This window comes from Planococcus notacanthi, from assembly GCF_030407825.1.
In the GTDB taxonomy this organism is placed as follows: Bacteria; Bacillota; Bacilli; order Bacillales_A; family Planococcaceae; genus Planococcus; species Planococcus notacanthi.
The window spans coordinates 1,468,263-1,489,975 of record NZ_JASDCQ010000001.1; the positions used below are offsets into that span (position 1 = coordinate 1,468,263).

General features: G+C 45.6%; 23 protein-coding genes and 1 other annotated feature. Of the genes, 5 read left to right on the top strand and 18 right to left on the bottom strand.

The genetic code is table 11. The annotated features are described in order from the left end of the window. Positions 1-5: 5 nt before the first annotated feature. The 6 genes from ytpR to QMA01_RS07185 all read right to left on the bottom strand — a co-directional run bounded on the left by ytpR (position 6) and on the right by QMA01_RS07185 (position 4,028). The gene (gene ytpR, locus QMA01_RS07160) at positions 6-614 is read right to left on the bottom strand and encodes a YtpR family tRNA-binding protein (RefSeq protein WP_290214611.1); all 609 of its coding nucleotides are present in this window, start codon (positions 612-614) and stop codon (positions 6-8) included. Then, positions 611-1,426 (bottom strand): DUF1444 family protein, encoded by an 816-nt coding sequence (locus QMA01_RS07165; protein WP_191716695.1) that lies wholly within the window; start codon positions 1,424-1,426, stop codon positions 611-613. The genes ytpR and QMA01_RS07165 overlap by 4 nt, the downstream gene beginning before the upstream one ends. 64 nt (positions 1,427-1,490) lie before the next feature. After that, on the bottom strand, positions 1,491-1,808 hold the full coding sequence (locus QMA01_RS07170; RefSeq protein WP_203341215.1) for a thioredoxin family protein: 318 nt from the start codon (positions 1,806-1,808) through the stop codon (positions 1,491-1,493). Positions 1,809-1,820: 12 nt separating this feature from the next. Next, positions 1,821-2,333, bottom strand: coding sequence for a hypothetical protein (locus QMA01_RS07175; RefSeq protein WP_290214612.1), 513 nt, complete (start codon positions 2,331-2,333; stop codon positions 1,821-1,823). A 59-nt stretch (positions 2,334-2,392) separates the two neighbouring features. Then, a complete protein-coding gene (locus QMA01_RS07180; RefSeq protein ID WP_191716692.1) occupies positions 2,393-2,911 on the bottom strand; it encodes a DUF84 family protein in 519 nt (172 codons plus the stop codon). 43 nt (positions 2,912-2,954) lie between these two features. Continuing rightward, positions 2,955-4,028: a M42 family metallopeptidase gene (locus QMA01_RS07185; protein ID WP_191716691.1), complete on the bottom strand. Its 1,074-nt coding sequence runs from the start codon at positions 4,026-4,028 to the stop codon at positions 2,955-2,957. A 167-nt stretch (positions 4,029-4,195) separates the two neighbouring features. Between QMA01_RS07185 and QMA01_RS07190 the strand changes: the two genes are divergently transcribed. Beyond that, entirely contained in the window at positions 4,196-4,510 is a 315-nt protein-coding gene (locus tag QMA01_RS07190; RefSeq protein ID WP_191716690.1) for a PepSY domain-containing protein, read from the top strand. A 28-nt stretch (positions 4,511-4,538) separates the two neighbouring features. Here QMA01_RS07190 and QMA01_RS07195 read toward each other — a convergent pair whose 3' ends face one another. The 6 genes from QMA01_RS07195 to pepV form a co-directional block, all read right to left on the bottom strand. Then, entirely contained in the window at positions 4,539-5,393 is an 855-nt protein-coding gene (locus QMA01_RS07195; RefSeq protein WP_290187004.1) for a YtnP family quorum-quenching lactonase, read from the bottom strand. A gap of 22 nt (positions 5,394-5,415) precedes the next feature. Beyond that, positions 5,416-6,066: a tRNA (guanosine(46)-N7)-methyltransferase TrmB gene (trmB, locus tag QMA01_RS07200; protein ID WP_191716688.1), complete on the bottom strand. Its 651-nt coding sequence runs from the start codon at positions 6,064-6,066 to the stop codon at positions 5,416-5,418. 3 nt (positions 6,067-6,069) lie between these two features. Further along, entirely contained in the window at positions 6,070-6,993 is a 924-nt protein-coding gene (locus QMA01_RS07205) for a diacylglycerol/lipid kinase family protein (protein ID WP_290214613.1), read from the bottom strand. A gap of 28 nt (positions 6,994-7,021) precedes the next feature. Then, a complete protein-coding gene (gene thpR, locus QMA01_RS07210) occupies positions 7,022-7,555 on the bottom strand; it encodes an RNA 2',3'-cyclic phosphodiesterase (RefSeq protein ID WP_290187009.1) in 534 nt (177 codons plus the stop codon). Between the two features lie 91 nt (positions 7,556-7,646). After that, positions 7,647-8,495, bottom strand: coding sequence for a D-amino-acid transaminase (gene dat, locus QMA01_RS07215; RefSeq protein WP_290214614.1), 849 nt, complete (start codon positions 8,493-8,495; stop codon positions 7,647-7,649). 17 nt (positions 8,496-8,512) lie between these two features. Then, positions 8,513-9,886, bottom strand: a complete 1,374-nt coding sequence (gene pepV, locus QMA01_RS07220) for a dipeptidase PepV (protein WP_290214615.1) — start codon at positions 9,884-9,886, stop codon at positions 8,513-8,515. Positions 9,887-10,189: 303 nt separating this feature from the next. Here pepV and QMA01_RS07225 point away from each other — a divergent pair, with 303 nt between their 5' ends. Beyond that, the gene (locus QMA01_RS07225) at positions 10,190-10,411 is read left to right on the top strand and encodes a DeoR family transcriptional regulator (RefSeq protein WP_142829443.1); all 222 of its coding nucleotides are present in this window, start codon (positions 10,190-10,192) and stop codon (positions 10,409-10,411) included. Between the two features lie 40 nt (positions 10,412-10,451). Here QMA01_RS07225 and QMA01_RS07230 read toward each other — a convergent pair whose 3' ends face one another. Together QMA01_RS07230 and QMA01_RS07235 are read right to left on the bottom strand one after the other, a co-directional pair. Further along, positions 10,452-11,165: a pseudouridine synthase gene (locus QMA01_RS07230; protein WP_203341223.1), complete on the bottom strand. Its 714-nt coding sequence runs from the start codon at positions 11,163-11,165 to the stop codon at positions 10,452-10,454. 10 nt (positions 11,166-11,175) lie between these two features. Beyond that, positions 11,176-12,780, bottom strand: a complete 1,605-nt coding sequence (locus tag QMA01_RS07235; RefSeq protein ID WP_290214616.1) for a putative polysaccharide biosynthesis protein — start codon at positions 12,778-12,780, stop codon at positions 11,176-11,178. A gap of 128 nt (positions 12,781-12,908) precedes the next feature. On the opposite strand from QMA01_RS07235, the gene QMA01_RS07240 reads away from it, so the two are divergent. Beyond that, positions 12,909-14,192, top strand: coding sequence for a BaiN/RdsA family NAD(P)/FAD-dependent oxidoreductase (locus QMA01_RS07240; protein ID WP_191716681.1), 1,284 nt, complete (start codon positions 12,909-12,911; stop codon positions 14,190-14,192). 528 nt (positions 14,193-14,720) lie between these two features. On the opposite strand, the gene leuS is transcribed toward QMA01_RS07240, so the two are convergent. From leuS to QMA01_RS07255, 3 genes are all read right to left on the bottom strand, one after another. Next, complete coding sequence (gene leuS / locus QMA01_RS07245) at positions 14,721-17,132, bottom strand: leucine--tRNA ligase (RefSeq protein ID WP_290214617.1); 2,412 nt, start codon at positions 17,130-17,132, stop codon at positions 14,721-14,723. Between the two features lie 43 nt (positions 17,133-17,175). Further along, positions 17,176-17,382 (bottom strand) — a binding site (T-box leader). A gap of 44 nt (positions 17,383-17,426) precedes the next feature. After that, the gene (locus QMA01_RS07250) at positions 17,427-18,080 is read right to left on the bottom strand and encodes a 3-oxoacid CoA-transferase subunit B (RefSeq protein WP_191716679.1); all 654 of its coding nucleotides are present in this window, start codon (positions 18,078-18,080) and stop codon (positions 17,427-17,429) included. An 18-nt stretch (positions 18,081-18,098) separates the two neighbouring features. Beyond that, positions 18,099-18,791: a CoA transferase subunit A gene (locus tag QMA01_RS07255; RefSeq protein WP_290214618.1), complete on the bottom strand. Its 693-nt coding sequence runs from the start codon at positions 18,789-18,791 to the stop codon at positions 18,099-18,101. 143 nt (positions 18,792-18,934) lie between these two features. Here QMA01_RS07255 and mnmL point away from each other — a divergent pair, with 143 nt between their 5' ends. Then, positions 18,935-19,921 (top strand): tRNA modification radical SAM protein MnmL/YtqA, encoded by a 987-nt coding sequence (gene mnmL / locus QMA01_RS07260; protein ID WP_191716755.1) that lies wholly within the window; start codon positions 18,935-18,937, stop codon positions 19,919-19,921. Beyond that, positions 19,918-20,481: a tRNA 5-(aminomethyl)-2-thiouridylate-methyltransferase MnmM gene (gene mnmM / locus QMA01_RS07265; RefSeq protein ID WP_191716677.1), complete on the top strand. Its 564-nt coding sequence runs from the start codon at positions 19,918-19,920 to the stop codon at positions 20,479-20,481. Before mnmL ends, mnmM begins: the two co-directional genes overlap by 4 nt. Positions 20,482-20,552: 71 nt before the next feature. Here mnmM and QMA01_RS07270 read toward each other — a convergent pair whose 3' ends face one another. Next, positions 20,553-21,353, bottom strand: a complete 801-nt coding sequence (locus QMA01_RS07270) for a hypothetical protein (protein ID WP_290214619.1) — start codon at positions 21,351-21,353, stop codon at positions 20,553-20,555. Positions 21,354-21,713 lie beyond the last annotated feature (360 nt).

The following is a 21,713-nucleotide window of genomic DNA, read 5'->3' on the forward strand; positions in this document are numbered from 1 at the left end:
TCGCGTCACGCCTTTACTTGGAAAGCTGAACCGACTTCTGCATCTTCAGGCAGCACAAGAATGCCTTTTTCCTGAGGTGCATCCGGCAAAGCCAATTCTTTTGCTGAACAGATCATTCCGGACGATGCCACTCCCCGAAGTTCCGCATCACGGATGACCATACCTGAAGGCATGACAGCTCCTACTTTTGCCACAACCACTTTTTGGCCCTGTTCAACGTTCGGTGCACCACAGACGATCTGCAATTGCTCGCCGCCGACAGAAACCTGGCAGACATTCAATTTATCGGCATTTGGATGCTTTTCTTTTGATTCCACAAAACCGACAACAAATTTTGGTGAGAAATCCACTTCCAGTGTGAAATCGATTTCGTTTTTCGAAAGAGCATTCTGTAAAGAAGTAACAAGTGCTTCAGTCACTTCCACTTTCTTTCCTTCCGGAAGTTCTGCATAGCTTGAAGCATTGAACAAATTGAATCCGGCAATTTCACCGGCTTCGTCTTTGATCAATGTGACATCGCCATTTTGTTCAGGAAGAATTTTTTCTGGGGTTTCTGTTTGCAGTTGAACCAGCAAAACATCGCCAATTCCCTGTTTATTGTAGAATGCATTCATTTTTTATCGTTCTCCTCATTCGGTTTATTTTTGGCCATGATGAAAATCGGCTCTAATTCTTCATTTTCATAAATGAACGACAAGGAAGTGATCGGCACTTTGCCATTGGTAAAGAAATGCATGGCCATCTGTGCGAGCACGTCGTATCCCGTTTCATTTCGGATATCTCCAATGATCAATACATCTTGATGAGGTACGGACACCGTCATATCTCCCGTTGTTTTTGCCTTCATTTCTTTCAGGAAAGATTCGTTTAAAATGCGGGAAGCATCGTAACCATCATTTTCATTCAGGAAATAAAAGACATTTCCCGCTACATGATCTTCTTTGACAGCGGTCTTCAACTTTCTCACCTGAAACTTCGCGATTTCCTTTATCTGCTCTTCTGTCAGACTTAATGAATTTAACACATTTTCGTCAATTAAGCGATAGGTAGTGCCAGCATCCAAAGCGAAATAAATACGTGTTTCTGCTGTATGTTCTGCTGTAATGAACTTATGGCCTTCATTGGATTCAGTTGGAAACGAAGTAGAACGGATTACCGGAAAAATATGCTCAGTCGATTTCATTTCTCCTTTGGCTTCCCTTTCCATAGCATCAAAAGTTTCGGTGATGGTATAAACGATTTCCTGGATCGCTGCATCCCCTTTTGCTTCAAAACGATTGATCACCTGTGGCATAGAGATGTTCATGCCTTTTCCAAGTTCTTTGTGGTTGATATGCGTAATGTCCTTTTCACGGTCAAAGCGCCATTCCAATTGGCGGCTTGGCATCCGTTCTCTAAGTATATTAAAAAGTTCAGTTGATTTCATCGTTGTTTTGACCTCTCTTTCATAAATAAACGGTTCAGCCCAGTCAAGGCGAACCGTCTTTTTATCATTTTGGCAAATTCGAAATAAACCCTTCGATTTCTGCTTGTGTTTTACGGTCTTTGCTGACGAAACGCCCTGTTTCCCGGCCATTTGAATAAGCAAGGAAGCTCGGGATGCCAAAGATATCCTGTTCGATGCACAGATCGATAAATTGATCGCGGTCTACTGAAATAAAGGCATAATCCGGAAACGTCTTTTCGATATCCGGCATAATGGGATCGATCACGCGGCAATCCGGGCACCAGCCTGCTGTGAACATAAAAACAGCTGGCGTCCCTTTCGTCAGGTCATGAAATTCTTCGGTCGATTGTAAGTTTCTCATTTGCGTATTCTCCTATTCATCGGTATTGATTGAACGAACAGTTTCCATCATCCACTCCATTTTCTGAGGGACGTCGTCTTTGCCCGTCATAGTCGTCATTTTTGCACCGCCGGAACTGACCACCAGCTCCAGCTGATCTTCGGCTATTTCTTTAACGGTTACAAAGCCGAAACGGCCGTGTTGCCGAAATGTCTCATCTGCTATCCAGATCTGTTCGGGATCTGCTTTTTGCAAGTCGTAGAAAAAAGTGCTTGCGCCTTTTTCATTCGGGTTGATGAATAAAATAAATGAATCATTGCCTTTTGTAATCATGCTGTTATAGTCATCCGACGGTTCTTCTATGTCGTAGCCTTTAGGCAGGTACAAATCCATTTTGCCCACCTTTTCATTGGGTTTTTCTGGCTCTCCCTGAAACGCTTCGCGCGCATTGGCTATTCCTTGGGTAATCTGTTCTTCCGGTGTCGCCATGCACCCAGCCAGTATGACGGACAACAGCAAGACAAGAACCAATCCATTTCGAGGCACGTCCATTCCCCCTTACGTTACTGCTACTTATTTTAAAGGTGTTTACAGACACATGCAACTTAATCGCTGTCCAGCTGGTATTGCCCAATCAGCAACTTGACCACATGGCTAAACATTTCTCCTCGATTGACTGCACCGTCAGTCAAAATTCCGATAGCGCCTTTATGATGGCGGATTCCAATTTCATTGGCATAGTCATCCATGACCGGTCCCAGCTCCGCACCTGAATACAATTTGTCTGCAATCGCTTTCGGCAAAGGAATCTGGGCACCGGCTGCTGTGTACATCCGGCCATCCTTTGTGGTTAAAGCACCCCAATTGCATAAATACAGAATGCCTTCCATTTCATAGACGCCGCCTTCAAGTCCAATGGCGAAATCGAAATCTCCCAATGCGTTTGCGGCACGATTCTTTGCACCCTGACGCGTTTCCTCTTGGGAAAAAGGCTGTTCCGAAACTCCAGAAGCGGCTTCAACTGCTGACAAGTCAACAGTCCACTCAAGATTTGCCAGGATGCTTGAGACCGCATTTATTTTCGCCGGGTTTTTTGAGGCGATAACTGCACGAATTTTCTTCATCTTCACTATTCCTTTCCAAAAAAAAGAGCCCGCAGGCACTTTTTTAGACGTTTTGTTTAATGGTTTCAAGCGTCGAACGATCTGTCGCTTTGACAAGTTTCGTCAAGAGTTCTTTCGCCGCAGCATAGTCGTCCGTGTGGATGATAGACGACGAGGTATGGATATAGCGTGAGCAGATCCCAATCACAGAACTTGGAATCCCTTCGTTGGCTGTGTGCACACGACCTGCATCCGTTCCACCTTGTGAAACAAAATACTGATATGGGATGTTATGCGTTTCGGCAGTATCCAAGATAAATTCACGCATGCCGCGATGCGTTACCATGCTCTTGTCTAAAATGCGCAACAACGTCCCTTTGCCAAGCTGGCCAAATTCATTTTTATCGCCTGTCGCATCATTCGCCGGGCTGGCGTCCAATGCGAAGAACAAATCCGGCTTGATCATCGCTGCCGCTGTCTGCGCTCCCCGCAAACCGACTTCTTCCATCACTGTCGCTCCGGAGAATAATTGGTTCGGCAGTTTTTCGTCCTTCAGTTCTTTCAGTAATTCGATGGCCAATCCGCAACCATAGCGGTTATCCCAGGCTTTTGCCATAATCTTTTTGTCATTGGCCATTGGCGTGAAGGGGCTGAACGGGACGATCTGCTGGCCTGGACGTACGCCGAGAGCCAACGCATCGTCTTTGTCATCTGCGCCGATGTCGATTAACATGTTCTTGATTTCCATTGGTTTGCTGCGCAATTCATCACTCAATAAATGCGGAGGAATCGAACCGATAACTCCAGGAATCACCCGATTTCCAGCTACTATGTCTACACGGGTAGCCAGCATTACCTGGTTCCACCAACCACCTAAAGGCTGGAAGCGAATCATGCCGTTTTCTGTAATTTGCGTCACCATAAATCCTACTTCGTCCATATGTCCAGCCACCATGATCCGTGGTCCATCTTCTTGGCCATCTTTGACACCAAAAATACTCCCTAGATTATCTTGGAGCAATCGATCTGAAACTTTTTCCAGTTCCTGGCGCATAAACTTCCGGACAGCATGTTCATTGCCCGGGGCGCCCGGCAGTTCCGTTAAGGTTTTAAACATTTCACGAGTTTCAGCATTCATATCAAAATTCCTCCTAATAACTTACCTTCATTAAGTTTAGAGCTTTTTTCAGACGATTTCCAGCTATATAATTCGTTTTTCGAAAGATTAATGACTTTTAAGCTATCATTTCGCCCTTCAAAATATTTATGGTACAATTTATTCAGTAAGCAGAGGAGGGATTTTTAGTGAAAAATCGTGATTTATTGATTGGATTTGCTACAGGTGTAGCAGCAGCATATTTAGTAAAAGAAGTGGTTGATCGCACACAAAAACTTTATCCGGCGGACAACGTCTTGAAAGAAGTCAAGTCTGCGTTTAAAGAAGAAGGCCCGATCGACGGTTCATGGATCTTCATGAAAACCGAGCCTTATAAACAGCATGCACTTACGACGGAAGTCTATAAAGGCGGCATCACGCGCCATAAAGAAGACGAACTTCAGCAATTCGAGTTTTTGGCGGATGCCTACACAGGCGCAGTAATTGAAGTCAAACAAGTATAATAAAAAAGGAGCCTAATCGGCTCCTTTTTCATATCACTTTTTCTTTTCGCTCAAGCGATTCGACGATTTCTTTGCCGTCCACGCTCCATTTCAGGATGCGGTAATAGGCATCGTGGTAAAAACTGAAGTAATAGCCATTTTCCAACGCTTCTTTCATCAGCTTTTCTTTCGCGTAAATCGAATCCATCGGATAATCATCAAACGCCAGTACCCATAGCGGGTTTTGATGCGCATGAGTCGGCATGATGTCCGCCATATGGAGAATCGTTTCATCCCCGCTTTGCATCTTGATGACGCTGTGGCCATCTGAATGGCCTCCTGTATGGATCAGCGTAATGGCATCAAACAAAGTTTTCTCACCTTCGAAAGTCTCCACTTGACCGGTTATCGGCTCCCAGTTTTCTTTCCAGTAGGTGTTGCGCGAGCGGATATTCGGATGCTGCATTTCATTCCATTCTGTTGCTGAAACATGGATGGTTGCATTCGGGAATGCCGAAACCAGCTCTTCTCCCTGCCATTTCGTCAACCCCGCTGCATGGTCACCATGAAGATGAGTCATGAGGATTGTATCGATATCTTCAGGCGTCAGCCCAAGCTCCGCCAAGTCCTCTTCCACACGCGACTCTTGGGAAACCCCTAAATTACGCAGTTGGCGTTCAGTCAATTTGCCGGCACCGAGGCCGCTGTCGATCAAGATATTGTGGCCTTCGTATTGGACTAAGATTGGATGTGTCGGCAATTCAATCTGGTTTTTTTCATTGACCGGATACCGCTTTGACCAAATCACTTTCGGCACTACCCCAAACATCGTGCCGCCATCCAAATACGTCGTTCCCCCATCAAGCCAAGTTAAAGCCATGTTGTGAAATTGAAATTTCTGCATTCCCTTTTCCCCCTTGTCGTGATCAGCTAATTGAAAACTGTGCTTCCATCCGGTAAATCGGCTGGCCTTTTTTCGAGAATTTTTCTTCGTACTCCGTCATGATGTTCCACTCGGGTTCATTGTCATGAAGATCCAATGAGACCTCTTTTAATAACATACCATATTCAGAAATGCTCGTAAGCGAATATTCGAAAAGTTTCCGGTTATCGGTTTTAAAATGGATTTCTCCTTGTTCAGGAAGCACTGCTTCGTAAAGCTTCAAAAAAGATTCATGGGTCAGACGGCGTTTGGCATGCCGTTTTTTCGGCCATGGATCAGAAAAGTTCAAGTACAGTCTATCCACTTCACCTTTTTCAAAATAATCAGCGATGTCTTTTGCATTCACTTTCAATAAACGCAGATTCGGAATTTCTTCCTCATTTTCCAAAATAGTCTCAAGAGCCGTGACGATGACACTATCGAACAACTCGATGCCGATATAATTAATCTGCGGATTAGCTATAGCCATTCCGATGATGAAGCGTCCTTTTCCAGTTCCAGCTTCGATATGAAGCGGATTTTCATTACCGAAAACTTCCTGCCATTTTCCTTTTTTCTGCTCTGGATCGGGAATAACGATTTCTGGATGGGTGTCGATCAAATCGGCTGCCCATGGTTTAAAACGTGATCTCATGTTTCATCCTCTTTCTTTTCCAATATTTATTGAGTTCCATTTTTTGTGGCTGACTGCATAAACGACCATTTCGTTTGGAGAACTTATACCGGCATCGTCACCATCCACATGGCGGCAAACCGGTTTATCCGTCGAGAGCCGGAATTCCCGGCTGCTCATTTGGCTGACCTCTTTGAAACGTGTATGTGCTCCGCTGAATACCGTACCAAAAACCAGCAGGAGTTTCAAACGCGAAATGTGATGGACGACCGTCAGCTCAAGCAATCCGTCATCTGTTTTTGAGGACGGTGATATTTTCATGCCTCCGCCAAAGTACGGCTGATTGCTGACCGTCGCCAGCCAGACATCTTCGTAGACTGTTAAATCTCCATCCGTCTCCACTGATAAAGTAAATTTCTCAAACGTCAAAAAAGTCCTGATGACGTACAAAAAATAAACCAGCTTTCCAAGGCCAAGCTGATTGAGCTTTTGCTTAATGGCTGAAAGGTTCACAGCGATGGTGATTTGCGCATCAAAACCGATTCCAGTACTGCTGACGAACTGGGATTCGGCCCTATCTGTAAACTCACCAAGATCTTCCCGCCGAAAAAAAGGCCGTTCAAGAAATCGCTCGATGGCCTGTGCATCCTTAAAACTTCCATATGCTCTGGCAAAGTCGTTGCCAGAACCAGCCGCTACAGAGCCGACAATAATTCCTTTTGCACCGGCAGCTCCAACTATAATTTCTCTGAGCGTGCCGTCTCCGCCAAAACCAATCAATAAGACATTTTGCTGGTGCCGGTAGCCGGCTGCTAGTTCAACTGCATGCCCGGGAAATTGCGTAACAATAGGCTCATAAGGAAACCGGATGGTCTTTTCAAATCGGTGCCATTTTTTCAGTGCTCTGCCATTTCCCGCGAGGGGATTGATGATAAATACTGTTTTCATATACACTCGCCTTTAGACATATTAGGAACTAAATCCCGAGAGGGTAGTTAGCGATTTTCTGGTACCGTGTTTTTTCTTTTGGCGCTATTCGGAATAGCGAGAACTCCGCCACCTCAAATTCCAACAGGCTGACTGACAAATGAAGATCCACCGGTTCCCCGCCAGCCCACTTATTCGCCAACGTAATGTGCGGCACAAATCTTTTCTGATCGGTTCCGAGCTGCAATGGCTCCAACAATTCTGCAATAGCACGCTGCAGCTTTTCCAGTTCAGCACTTTTTTTCAGTGCGGCATAAATTACCCTGGGTGTTTCGGGATTGCCGAAAGTCTGGATGCCCTCAATCATTAACCGAAACGGCGATCCTTGTATTCCGGCTAACTGCTCTGCAACCTGCTTGATTTTATCTTCTTTGTCTTCGCCTATAAACAGAAGCGTCATATGCATATCTTCTGGAGGCGTCAGTCTTTTATGGGTTTGCAGCTGCCAGCTGTCGCGTTCTTTGCCCAATGTTTCTGCGATATTTTGCGGAATTTTAATTCCAATAAAATAATGTGGTTTCATTGTCATCACCTGGCTTCAGTTTACCATGCAAACAGACGCAAAAAAATAGTGATCGGCTAGAGCCAATCACTTTTCTTTTAAAATGCTATTATTATAATTTGATTCCCACTTGAATACGTGCTTCAAATGCTTTCTGAAGCTTACGCGTCAATTCTCCCGGCGTTCCATCGCCGATCTGCTGATCACCAATCTTGACGATCGGCATCACTTCAGTGGTCGTCGATGACATGAAGAATTCATCCATTTTGAGTGCTTGCGTTTTTGTAAATGCCGTTTCCTCTACAGGAATTTCCAGCTCTTTGCACAACTCGAGAATTACTCTTCTTGTAATACCGTTCAATATGAGGTTATTGGCAGGATGTGTATAAAGAGTCCCATTTTTAAATCCATACATATTTGATGAACAGCCTTCCGTCACCGTCTCGCCTCGATGCAGAATCGCTTCAAAATAGCCTTCCTCGTAGGCTTCTTGTTTAGCCAGAACATTGCCCAATAAGTTCAAGCTCTTGATGTCACAGCGCAACCAACGGATGTCCTCAATGAATTTAGCCGTTACGCCTGACTGCATGCTGGCAACCGGACGCTCAACGGTCTTCGTATTGCCTGTGATGACCGGTGTAGCACCCGTCGGGAACTGATGCTGACGTTCTGCAGCTCCGCGCGTGATCTGGACATATACCTGGCCATTGTCAATATTGTTCATTTCAACAAAATCGTACATCATTTTATGAAATACATCTTTTGTGTAAGGAATGACGATTTTGATCTTATCGGCGCTTTCATAAAAACGATCAATATGTTCTTTCGCTGTAAACAGGTTTCCGTCATATACACGGATCACTTCATAAATTCCGTCTCCAAATTGATAGCCGCGGTCTTCCTTTGAAATCACCAAATCTTCTTCGCGAATAAACTCTCCATTATGCAAAATCAAATCCATATCCATTCCCTCTTCCCTCATTTTTTACATGCTAATTGATAAATTGCTTCTGCATAAATCGCAGTCGCTTTTATTAAATTGTCGATATCGACAAATTCATCCGCTTGATGGGCAAGGTCCGGTTCTCCCGGAAACAGCATGCCAAAAGCTACACCTTTATCCAGCACACGTGCATAAGTGCCTCCGCCAATGGCAATTAATTCGGCGGTTTCGCCGGTCTGCTTTTCATACGCATTTTGCAGCGTCTTGATGAGTGGATCATTTTCTTCCACATAATGAGGTGGAGAATTGGACACCACTTCCAGTACAAAATCTTCTAATTGGTAGGCAGCCATCTTTTCTGCAAACGGATAACTGACAGAGTACCGCATGCTGACATTGATCGTCGCCGTTTTCGATTTTTCAAAACGGATGATGCCCGCATTGAATGTTGTGTCACCGGATTGCTCATCCGAAAAATCAAGACCCAGCTTGCGCCCTCGTGAATCCTGATAAAATGTGTCCGCAACAAAAGCCACGAATTTCTGGCCATCGCCTTCCAACCGATCCTTTAAAAACAAAGCAAGCAGGATTCCGGCATTGATGCCATCCTCCGGCTCCATGGCATGCGCTGATTTGCCTTTCACGGTCAATTCGGTTGAGCCGTTATGCTGTTCCACCACACCTGTCACTTGATGCTTGGCACAAAACGCCCTAAACTCCTCTTGCCATTCAGCCAATTGCCCGTTTAAAATAGCGGTTGCCTTGTCCGGCACCATATTTGTCCGATGTCCGGCAATGAACGATTCCAGAATCGCGTCTTCGTGCATCGAAAATGTGGAGAAGACCAAGCTGGCAATACCTTTTTCCGCATTGATGATCGGAAAATCCGCATCGGGGGCAAAAGCCATAGCTGGCATTTCCTCTGTTTCGAAATAACGTTCGACACACCGGAATCCACTCTCTTCATCCGTTCCGATGATCAAGCGAATGCGCTTATTGAATTCCACGCCGGCATCTTTCAGCATATTCAACGCAGTCCAAGCGGCGATTGTCGGCCCTTTGTCATCGATGGCTCCCCGGCCATAAAGCCGACCATCATGGATTTCTCCGCCGAACGGATCTTTGGTCCATCCTTCGCCTGCCGGAACCACATCCACATGCCCTAAAATCCCAAGCAATTCTTCTCCTTGGCCAATTTCAAGATGCCCTGCCATGTCGGCCACATTTTTTACTGAATAGCCATGTTGTCTACCTTTTTCCAAAAACCAGTCCAAAGCCTGCTTAACATCTTTTCCAAAAGGAGCTGTTGGCGTTGTTTCGTCACTTAGTACACTGGGAATCGCCACGAGCTCCTGCAATTCACTCAGCATGGTATCTTTTCTTTTTTTAGCTTCTAGCAGCCAATCCATGTTTCACACTCCTTTTTGTTATGGCTATTGTACACCTTTTTTCACTTAATTAAAGAATTTGTATGGAATTTGCACAAAAAATTCTGTCTTTCCAATGTTATATTTGTGTAAAAATAAAGGAAAATCCTAGAATTCGAAATGTTTTTCCGCTATAATCAAATTGTCAGATTAGTTAGATTGACACATCTTTTTAGGAAAAGGGGCTGTCTTTGGCATCTATCTTAAACCTGCTGTATAAACCTCAGGATATCGTCCGCTAGTCTTTGCCAATGGGAAAAAAGATGAAGGAGTGGTTCTATCATTATGAAACCTACGACCGACCGCATGCTCATTCGAATTAAAGATATGTATAAGTACATTCTCGAAAACGGGACTGTAACGACGCAAGATCTTGTCGACGAATTCGGCATCACTCCTCGCACCATTCAAAGAGATTTGAATGTGTTAGCCTTTAACGACTTGGTGACAAGCCCAACTCGAGGCAAATGGACAACGACGCAACGGAAAGTGAAGATGACGTCCTGAAAAGATTTCCTAAACAAAGAAAATGACCGCAGCTATGCGGTCATTTTCTTTGTTTTAAACTGTTTACTTCCTCTTCCGTCAAATGGCGGTATTCACCGAGCCCGAGCTCCGGGTCCAAAGTTAACGGTCCCATCGACAGACGCTTCAAGTAAACTACCCGTTTACCGACACTTTCGAACATCCGCTTGACCTGATGAAACTTGCCTTCAGTAATGGTCAATTCAATTTTAGAAAGAGGTCCGCTTTCAAGGATGTTCAGGCTGGCAGGCTTTGTCACATACCCATCATCCAACGCTACACCTTTCTTGAATGCTTCTTTATCCGCTTCCGTAACCAACCCTTCAATCAATGCATAATAGGTTTTATCCACATGCTTTTTAGGCGACAGCAGTTCATGCGCCAATTTGCCGTCATTGGTCAACAACAGAAATCCTTCGGTGTCCTTGTCCAGCCGCCCGACCGGAAACGGTTCGAAATGCTGCTCTTCTTCATCCAGTAAATCAATGACCGTTTGGTCGTACTTGTCTTCTGTCGCCGATATCACATCCTGCGGCTTGTTCATCAACAAATAGATGAATTCCGTATAGGCGACTGCTTCTCCGCCAACCAGCACTTGGTCGGCATGTTCATCCACATGAACTTTCGGATCGCGGACAATTTCGCCGTTTACTTCCACTGCTTTTGTTTTAAGCAGGACTTTGACTTCTTTTCTTGAGCCGAAGCCCATGTTTGAAAGAAATTTATCTATACGCATAGTGTCACTCCTAAAAACCGAGCTTCCGGGAAATTTTCGTTATTTTCGAGCCCAACAGTTTTTGTGCCAAACCGGTCTTCAGGCCAAGATAGCCGTATATGACTGCCCCGACTCCACCAATTAGGATGATCCGTATCATAGATAAGAATTTATTGTCCATTCCCAAGAACAGATCCAGCCCTGACATTGCCAGATAAACCGCTCCGGCCATGATCAAGTTCAAAATAACGATCAGGATGACACGTCTTCCCACCATCTGCGAACGATAGTTCATGGTTTTGACGATGACCAGCATATTCATGCCGATAGCAACTAGATAACCGATGATGGTTGCTGCAATCGCGCCGTCCGTTTCAAAACGCTCGATCAGCGGTGTATTCAGGATTGCTTTCAGCAGCAAACCGGTAGACAAGTTGATGATGATCCATTTTTGTTTGTTGATTCCTTGCAGAATTGACGCCGTTACCGGGAAAGCTGAAAACAAAATCGCTACCGGCAAGTAATGCGCCAAAATTTCCGAACCAATATCGCTGACTTCATAAAAGACATGATACAGTTCGTCTGACAACATCGTCATCCCGATTACGGCAGGCAATGTCAGGAACAGCAAGACCTGTATGGACTGATCCAAAGTCCGTGATACCTGAAGATGCTCATTGCGGGTGAAATGCTTGGTGATCAACGGAATCAAGGCCATGGAAAAACCTGTGGCCAGCATAACTGGAATCATAACGAGCTTATGCGCCGTCAAGTTCAAAATTCCAAGCAAATCGATTTCAGAGACATTGCCTCCCGAACTCATGGCCCGGTTAAATGTCATCAGATCGACAAATTGAAACAACGGATTGGCGATGCCAAGGAAAATGACCGGAATCGCATAAATTACAATTTCCTTGTACATATCACGCAGTTTAACATCGTAAGACTCAACTGAATTGGCCAGCAGACGGTTGTATTCCGGTTTTTTCTTTTTCCAGAAATAACCCAACGTGACAATTCCGCCAAGTGCTCCGACAGCTGCAGATAATACAGCAAATTGAATCGCTGTTTTTGGAGTGCCATCGAAAATATAGATAACGGCAAAAGCGCCGCCCAGCAAGAAAATAATGCGGACAATCTGTTCAACCAACTGGGATACAGCGGTTGGCATCATGTAGTTATAGCCCTGGAAAAACCCTCTCCAAAGACTCATAAATGGAACAACGATCAATGCAAAGCTGACCCAGCGAATCGCTTCGGTGACATCCCCAACTGAATAAATCAGTTCGTCTTCAGAAATTGTAATGCGGGCAAGCGGTTCCGCAAACAAATAAAGCAAGAGGAAAGAAATAAAGCCAGTGACCATCATCGTCAGCAACCCGGACTTCAATAATCTCCTCCCTGTCTCGTAATCTCCAAGGGAATTGTATTTGGCTGTGAATTTCGAGAAAGCGATCGGGGCGCCTGAAATGGCCAGCGCCAGCATCAGGTTATACGGTATGTATGCGTATTGATAAAGACCGATATTGTCTTCTCCCACCATGCTGTAAAACGGGATGATATAAATAACGCCCAGGATTTTCGACAAAAATAAACCCAAAGTTAAGATGGCTGTACCTTTAATTAATGATGACATTTTGCACTTCCTGACTTGTTCATGATAAAAGCAATCTACACGATAGTTTACACCTATAAAAGAAATTACTCAACGAGTTTCGCATCATCGTGTATACTGAGAGAAAAACGAAAGCGAGTTCTTATTTTATGTATGACGTTATAATCATCGGTGGGGGTCCCTCCGGTTTAATGGCTTCAATTGCCGCAGCTTCTAGAAACCAAAAGGTTTTGTTGATCGAAAAAGGAAAAAAGTTAGGAAAAAAATTAATTATTTCGGGCGGCGGCCGCTGCAACGTGACCAACCGCTTGCCTCTTGACGAAATTGTGAAACATATTCCAGGAAATGGACGCTTTCTCCACAGTCCGTTTTCCGTCTTCAATAACGAAGACATCATCTCCTTCTTTGAAGGACTTGGCGTCGCTTTAAAAGAAGAAGACCACGGCCGGATGTTCCCGGTCTCCAACCGGGCACAGGACGTGGCAGATGCCATGTTCAAGGAAATGGACCGGCTGAATGTCACCGTGCTCCTCGATTCGCCAGTCAAGAAATTATTGATGACTGACGAAAAAGTAACCGGCGTCCGCCTTCATACCGGCGAAGAGTATACGGCCAAAGCCATCGTCGTGGCGGTCGGCGGCAAAGCCGTGCCGCAAACCGGTTCTACTGGAGACGGGTACCCATGGGCCGAAAAAGCCGGGCATACCGTCACCGACCTTTATCCGACCGAGGTTCCTTTGCTGTCGAAAGAACCGTTTATTGTCAGCAAGGAACTTCAAGGCCTCGCACTGCGTGATGCTGCCGTAACCGTCTTGAACAAAAAAGGCAAAGTCCTCGTGACCCATCAGATGGATATGCTGTTTACCCATTTCGGATTGAGCGGACCTGCCGTTTTGCGCTGCAGCCAGTATGTCGTCAAGGAAATGAAGAAAAACGGTGGCCAGCCTGTGGAAATGCGCATCAATTCTATGCCCGATGAAAATGCAGAGTCCGCATTTCAGCTGCTCTTTAAGATGATGAAAGAAGATCCCAAAAAATCGGTTAAAAACGTTTGGAAAAGTCTAGCACAGGAACGTTGGCTGCTGTTCCTTCTTGCGCGTGCAGATATCGACCCCCAATTGACCGGCGCGGAACTTGCCAGCGAAAAAGTGCGTGCATTCGCTCAGCAATTGACTGCTTTCAGCATGTTTGTAAATGGCACTCAGCCGATTGAGAAAGCCTTTGTTACCGGAGGCGGCGTATCCATCAAGGAAATCGAACCGAAAACGATGGCGTCCAAAAAGAAACCAGGCTTGTATTTCTGCGGTGAAATTTTGGATATCCACGGCTATACCGGCGGTTACAACATTACCTCTGCACTCGTGACGGGCAATGTCGCCGGCCAAAGTGCAGCGCGTTTTGTGCAGGAAAGCCAGGTAGAAAGCGGGGCTTGAAATTAATGGACAGCTTTACCGAATACACGTTGCTGTTAGTCTATTTTCTGCCATTGCTTATTATTTTCGGCGCTTTGCTGATCGGGCGCGCTTTTGATAAGAATAAGAAAAAGTGAACGATTCCATAGTTTTGCTGCAAAGATAAGGACCAAAACGATACTTTTCTATCTAAACAATAGAGAGGCAGACCGGAATTTTCCGGCCTGCCTCTCTTTTTTGCTATTGCACTGTGCCTATCCGAGAACTTCTATCTTTTCAAGTACCCGGAAGACTCCGCTTTTCTTCTGTCCAGACTCCGTCTCCCAGCCCCTTGGATCTTAAGTCTGCCTGGCTGTGCGGCAAAAAACGCCGCTTCGCCAGTCCGCCTTAAGTCTTTCGGGGCTACCGGAAGACTCCGCTTTTCTTCTGTCCAGACTCCGTCTTCCAGCCCCTCGGATCTTAAGTCTGCCTGGCTGTGCGGCAAAAAGCGCCGCTTCGCCAGTCCGCCTTAAGTCTTTCGGGGCTACCGGAAGACTCCGCTTTTCTTCATTACCCTACTACGATGTTAACCAATTTCCCTGGAATGACGATAACTTTTCGTACTTGTTTGCCTTCGGCTGCTTTTTGGACATGTTCGTCCGCCAGTGCCGCCGTCTCCAGTTCTTCTTTTGTGCTGTCTTTGGCAATTGTCAACTTGGTTTTTACTTTGCCGTTGACTTGTACCACGACTTCAACTTCATCATCGACCATTTTCGACTCGTCGTAGTGCGGCCAATTTTCGTAAGCCACAGAACCCTCGTGCCCCAATTTCTCCCACAGTTCTTCTGCTACGTGAGGTGCAATCGGCGACAACAGTTTGACAAAGCCTTCCACGTACTCTTTTGGAATGGAATCCACTTTATAGCCTTCATTGACGAAGACCATCATTTGTGAAATCGCTGTGTTGAAACGCAGGCCTTCAAAGTCGTCTGTTACTTTTTTGACGGTCTGGTGATAAACCTTGTCCAGCTTGCCGTCGTTCGCATCGGTGACTTTAGCACTCAATTGCTCTTCGTCCATCAACAGACGCCATACGCGGTCCAGGAACCTGCGGGAACCGTCCAAACCGTTCGTTGACCAGGCAATCGAAGCTTCTAGTGGACCCATGAACATTTCGTACATGCGCAATGTATCTGCACCATGGCTTTCGATAATCTGATCCGGATTGACGACATTGCCTTTTGATTTCGACATTTTCTCATTGCCTTCCCCAAGAATCATCCCTTGGTTGAACAGCTTCTGGAATGGCTCTTTCGTCGAGACCACACCGATGTCATAAAGTACTTTATGCCAGAAACGGGCATACAATAAATGAAGCACAGCGTGTTCAGCTCCACCGATATAAACATCAACCGGCAACCAGCGTTTCAGAAGTTCCGGATCTGCCAGCATTTCGTCATTGGTCGGATCGATAAAGCGCAAGTAATACCAGCAGCTGCCCGCCCATTGTGGCATCGTATTTGTTTCACGGCGCCCTTTCATGCCAGTTTCAGGATGAACGACATTGACCCATTCATCGATATTGGCAAGAGGTGATTCGCCAGTGCCGCTTGGCTTGATATCTGTTGTTACCGGAAGCATCAATGGCAAGTCTTTTTCTTCAACCGGTGTCATTGTGCCATCTTCCCAGTGGATAATCGGAATCGGCTCGCCCCAATAACGCTGTCTGCTGAATAGCCAATCACGCAGACGGTAAGTGATTTTCTTTTCACCGACTTGTTTTTCGACCAACCAGTTGATGGCTTTTTCAATTGCTTCTTTTTTATTAAGGCCATTCAAGAAATCAGAATTGATCAATTCACCGTCGCCGGCATACGCTTCTTCATCGATGTTACCGCCTGAAACGACTTCCACAATCGGCAAATCGAATTGCTTAGCAAATTCATAATCGCGCTCATCATGAGCAGGTACCGCCATAATAGCGCCTGTCCCATAAGTCGCCAATACATAATCGGCAATCCAGATCGGCATTTTTTCGTCGCTGACCGGATTGGTTGCATAAGCACCCGTGAAGACGCCTGATTTATCTTTAGCCAAATCGGTGCGCTCCAAGTCACTTTTCGTCTTGACGTCATCGATGTATTTTTCGACAGCCTGTTGTTGGCCGGCAGTTGTAATGGCTGCCACCAATTTATGTTCAGGAGCCAGTACCGCATAAGTCGCGCCGAAAATCGTATCCGGGCGTGTTGTGAAAGCACGGAAAGAATGTTCGGTGTCTGCCACCTGGAATTCCAGTTCCGCCCCTTCAGATTTGCCGATCCAGTTGCGCTGCATATCTTTCAGGCTTTCAGGCCAGTCCAAATCATCCAGATCTTCAAGCAAACGATCTGCATATTCCGTAATGCGCAACACCCATTGGCGCATCGGACGGCGTTCGACGGGATGGCCGCCACGCTCTGATTTGCCGTCGATAACTTCTTCGTTGGCCAAAACCGTGCCAAGTGCCGGGCACCAGTTAACTGCCACTTCGTCTACATAAGCAAGGCCTTTATTATACAATTGGATGAAAATCCATTGTGTCCATTTATAGTAGGAAGGATCCGTCGTATTGATTTCACGGTCCCAATCATAGGAAAATCCAAGTTCCTGAATCTGGCGCTTGAAAGTTGCGATGTTTTTCGCTGTGAATTCGGCCGGATCGTTGCCAGTATCGAGTGCATACTGTTCTGCTGGAAGACCGAATGCATCCCATCCCATAGGATGAAGAACGTTATAGCCCTGCATGCGTTTGACGCGGCTCAAAATATCCGTCGCCGTGTACCCCTCTGGATGGCCAACATGAAGTCCAGCACCTGATGGATATGGGAACATATCCAATGCGTAAAATTTCGGTTTCGATGGGTCATCCACCATCTTGAATGTTTTGTTGTCTTGCCAATATTTCTGCCATTTCTTTTCTACTATCTTATGCTTGAATGTCATTTTTCTGTTCCTCCTCAAAAATAAAAACTCCCGTCCCTTATAAATAAGGGACGGGAGTTTTCCCGCGGTACCACCCAAATTAGCGAACGCTCGCTCAACTTGACTCCTTAACGCGGAAAACGGTGTATCTTACTTGGTTTCACATACACTGACTCCAAGGTGAGTTCGATTGCGCATTTCACCGGCTTGCACCACCCGCCGGCTCTCTGTGGAAAACACACAATGTACTGGTCCTCTTCGCTGTCATTGGCTATTGTCTTCATTTTAGACGAACGGCCGTTTTTTGGCAATAGCCTATGAGACTTTAACGTTATCGGTGTTCAGCGGTGCATCTGTAGAGTCGATGATATCCTGGACCGAAAAGCCCTCAAATACCTCAGACAGGACCAGTCCAGCGTCCGTCACTTCGATAACTGCACGTTCTGTAATGATTTTGTCGACCACGGCTTTGCCAGTCAACGGCAAATCGCATTGCTTTTTGATTTTGGCAGAGCCATCTTTTGACACGTGGTCCATGATGACGATGACTTTTTTGGCGCCATGGACAAGATCCATTGCACCGCCCATGCCTTTGATCATTTTGCCGGGAATCATCCAGTTGGCTAAGTCGCCGTTCTCAGCTACTTCCATGCCGCCGAGAATCGCCACATCAATATGTCCGCCACGGATCATCGCAAAGGATTCCGCACTTGTAAAGAATGCGGATCCCGGTATTGTGGTCACTGTTTCTTTTCCGGCGTTGATCAAATCAGGGTCGACCTGATCTTCGGTCGGATAAGGTCCGATCCCCAGAAGTCCGTTTTCAGACTGAAGCACCACGCTTTTGTTTTCGGAAATGAAATTGGCCACCAACGTGGGCATACCGATTCCCAGGTTGACGTAATCACCGTCTTTAATTTCTTTTTCGGCCCGTTTTGCAATTCGTTCTCTGACTGCTTGTTTATCCACGTTTTTCCCCACCCTTCCCTAAACAGTGCGTGTTGTTAAGCGCTCAATGCGTTTTTCCTGGTCCGCCTGCAGCAAACCTTGGACATAGATGCTCGGGGTTTGCACATGGTTCGGATCAATTTCTCCGATTTCCACGATTTCTTCGACTTCTGCGATGGTTATTTTCCCAGCGGCTGCAGCGAGCGGGTTAAAGTTCTGTGCTGTCTTGTTGTACACCAGGTTCCCCATTTTATCGGCACGGTGAGCCCGAACCAATGAAAAGTCAGCCCTCAAAGCATGTTCGAGCACATATTCCTTACCGCCAAACTCGCGGATTTCCTTGCCGTCCGCAACCGTTGTCCCGACGCCAGCCGGTGTAAAGAATGCGGGAATGCCTGCTCCGCCTGCCCTCATTTTCTCAGCAAGCGTTCCTTGCGGCGTTAACTCCACTTCAATTTCACCAGACAGTACTTGCCGCTCGAATTCTTTGTTTTCCCCTACATACGAACCGATCATTTTTTTGATCTGCTTGTTTTTCAATAATAATCCAAGACCCCACTCATCCACTCCGCAATTATTGGAAATGACGGTCAGATCAGTTACCCCTTTATCAACAAGAGCCAGTATGAGCTGTTCAGGTATTCCCACTAAGCCAAATCCGCCTACCATAATTGTGGCTCCGTCCTGAATCTGTTCAACGGCTTCTTTCGCAGAACTGTAAATCGGTTTCATCCCATCGTGCCCCCTTTGCCAATAAACTGAATATTATTAATTAGAACGCTTTCATTCTAATTTAAACAAACTATTGCTGGAAACGCAATATGAACAAAATTAGCCAACCTCCTTTGCTGGTGATTGTTTGCCATTTCCAAGACATGCTACAATATCAGGTAGAGGAGTTGTTTAGAGTGAACACAGAATTTCCTTTTTCATCTGATGGAAAACGCTACTATACATGGAACCGCCACCTGCGCGACCATTTTGGCTTTAAAGTTATGAAAATCGCCTTGGATGCAGGCTTTGATTGTCCGAACCGTGACGGCACAGTGGCCCACGGCGGCTGCACATTCTGCAGTGTGGCAGGATCCGGTGATTTCGCGGGTGACCGTGTAGATCCCATCCCTGTGCAGTTCGACAAAATCAAAGCAAAAATGCACCGCAAATGGAAAGACGCTAAATACATGGCTTATTTTCAGGCCTATACCAATACACATGCTCCTTTGCCTGTCATCAAAGAAAAATTTGAAGCAGCACTGGAACAGGAGAATGTCATCGGCTTAAGCATCGCAACACGCCCCGATTGCCTGCCGGACGATGTGGTCGATTATTTGGCTGAGTTGAATGGCCGTACCTACTTGTGGGTGGAACTCGGGCTTCAGACCGTACACGAAAGGACAGCCTTATTGGTCAACCGTGCACATGATTTCGAGGCTTATGTTGAAGGTGTTACGAAACTGCGCAAACGAGGCATTCGCGTTTGCACCCATATCATCAATGGCTTGCCACTGGAAGACCGCGATATGATGATGGAGACTGCCCGTGAAGTTGCCAAGCTTGATGTACAAGGCATCAAAATTCACTTGCTTCATTTATTGAAAGGGACACCGATGGTAAAGCAATACGAAAAAGGCATGGTCGAGTTCTTGGAAAAACAGGAATACATCAATTTGGTCGCTGATCAGCTGGAAGTGCTGCCGCCTGAGATGGTCGTTCAGCGCATCACCGGGGACGGCCCCATTGACTTGATGATCGGACCGATGTGGAGTGCAAACAAATGGGAAGTGCTGAATGGCATTGATGGAGAATTAGAACGGCGCGGAAGCTGGCAAGGGAAATTGGCCGAGGGAAGTGTGGCGTTATGACGTTGGAACGTGTGTTGCCTTTTACAAAATCCTTGCTTGAAGAAGCTGTCTCTCCCGGAGACTGTGTCATAGACGGCACGGCAGGCAATGGGCATGATACCCTTTTTCTTGCCGAGTTGACCGGACCTTCCGGTAAAGTCTTCGCGTTTGACATCCAACAAGAAGCAATCAAAGCGACAAGCGAGAAAGTTCGCGGCTACCAGCATGTAGAGCTTGTTCATGACAGCCATGCAAAAATCCAAGAGTATGTTAAAGAATCGGTATCCGCAGCTGTTTTTAACTTAGGGTATTTGCCGAAAGGCGACCATAGCATCATCACGAAAGCCCAAAGCACATTGACTGCCCTCCAGCAATGTTTGGATTTGCTGAAGGCAAATGGTTTATTGTTGGTTGTTGTATACAGCGGACACGAAGGCGGCAGCGACGAACGCGATGCCGTGATGGAATTCGTTTCAACTTTGCCGCAAAAGTCTTTCGATGTGTTGAAATATGAATTCATCAATCAAAAGCATTCTCCTCCTTTCCTATTGGCGGTCGAGAAAAAGAAACATAAAAATTAGAAGATGCCGAAAAGGACATTTGTTCTTTTCGGCATCTGCTAGTTTAACGTCGAATTCTCATCTAAACCTGTTTAAAAACCATTTTCATAACTCGTCAATTCAGAGGCCGCCAATCTGGCATAGGCCTCAGATTCTATTGCGGCTTCCACCGACTCATTCACCAATGCAACCCACGATTGTTTCGTCTCCAATGCTTCCAGGAATGCGGAGGCTGCTTCCATCCGATAAAGTATTGCTCCTTCAAGGTATAATTTATAGTCATGCAAATGCTGAGCATATTCCGTGGAATTCTTAAATTCCATATAGCTGATTTGATTCAATAAGGTTTCATACTTCCGTTGGATGCTGCTCAGGTGTTCAGATAAAACTCCTTCCTCAAAATCCTCAGATCCTGCAAGGATTTTTCCCCAATGCTTTTGCCAGATTGTATTGAATTTCTCGTTCACATCGTTGATTTCCAACCACGCATAGTCGTGTGAATAATTTTGTTTTTCCAAAACTGCATGAGTCATATGCGGTTCTTTAAAATCATCCGACGGTACACGAATTTCAGCAGCTTCTTTCACTTCCAGAAGGACCATTTCCCATTGCTCTTCCTGTAAACGACCCAAAAAATATTGAAAAACTTCAGCATCTGAAACTTCTGTAGTTTGCAATCCAATTTCCATCCCACTGACAGCATCTTCTTCTACCGGCCCTATTGCTTGAGTAATTTCCTGCTCATCCCTTCCCTTCTCCAGCTCCTTTTTTTCTTCCGCAGAAGGAAAAGGCGAAGTCTGTTCGTCAGCTTCAACACAGCCGCTCAAAAGGATAAATGCCATCAAAAAATTACCCGCCAAAAAGACAGGGCCGTCATGGCTTTGTCTGATCATGAAACAAACCTTCCTCCATAGGTTGTTATTGATACTGTTCCACAAACTGATCAGCGCAAAATAATTCAAGGGCTAAAGGAGTTCCTACATCTGTTCTCCGGCTTAACTTACCCAGTATGTATGAATCTTTTTATTACAAATATCATTTTTTTAACAAATTAAAACACATTACATTAATACCATCTTTTCCCTGTTTTCAAACCTTGGTGATAAAGTTTCTTAGATCTGCCGCTGGAACAAAATAGTAAGCTGCATGATTCCGAAAAACGGGATCATACAGCTTACTGTTTTATAAATCGGCTTATTCCATCTTATTGGTTCAATTAATTTTTATTCGACAACTTACGCTCACTTGATTCG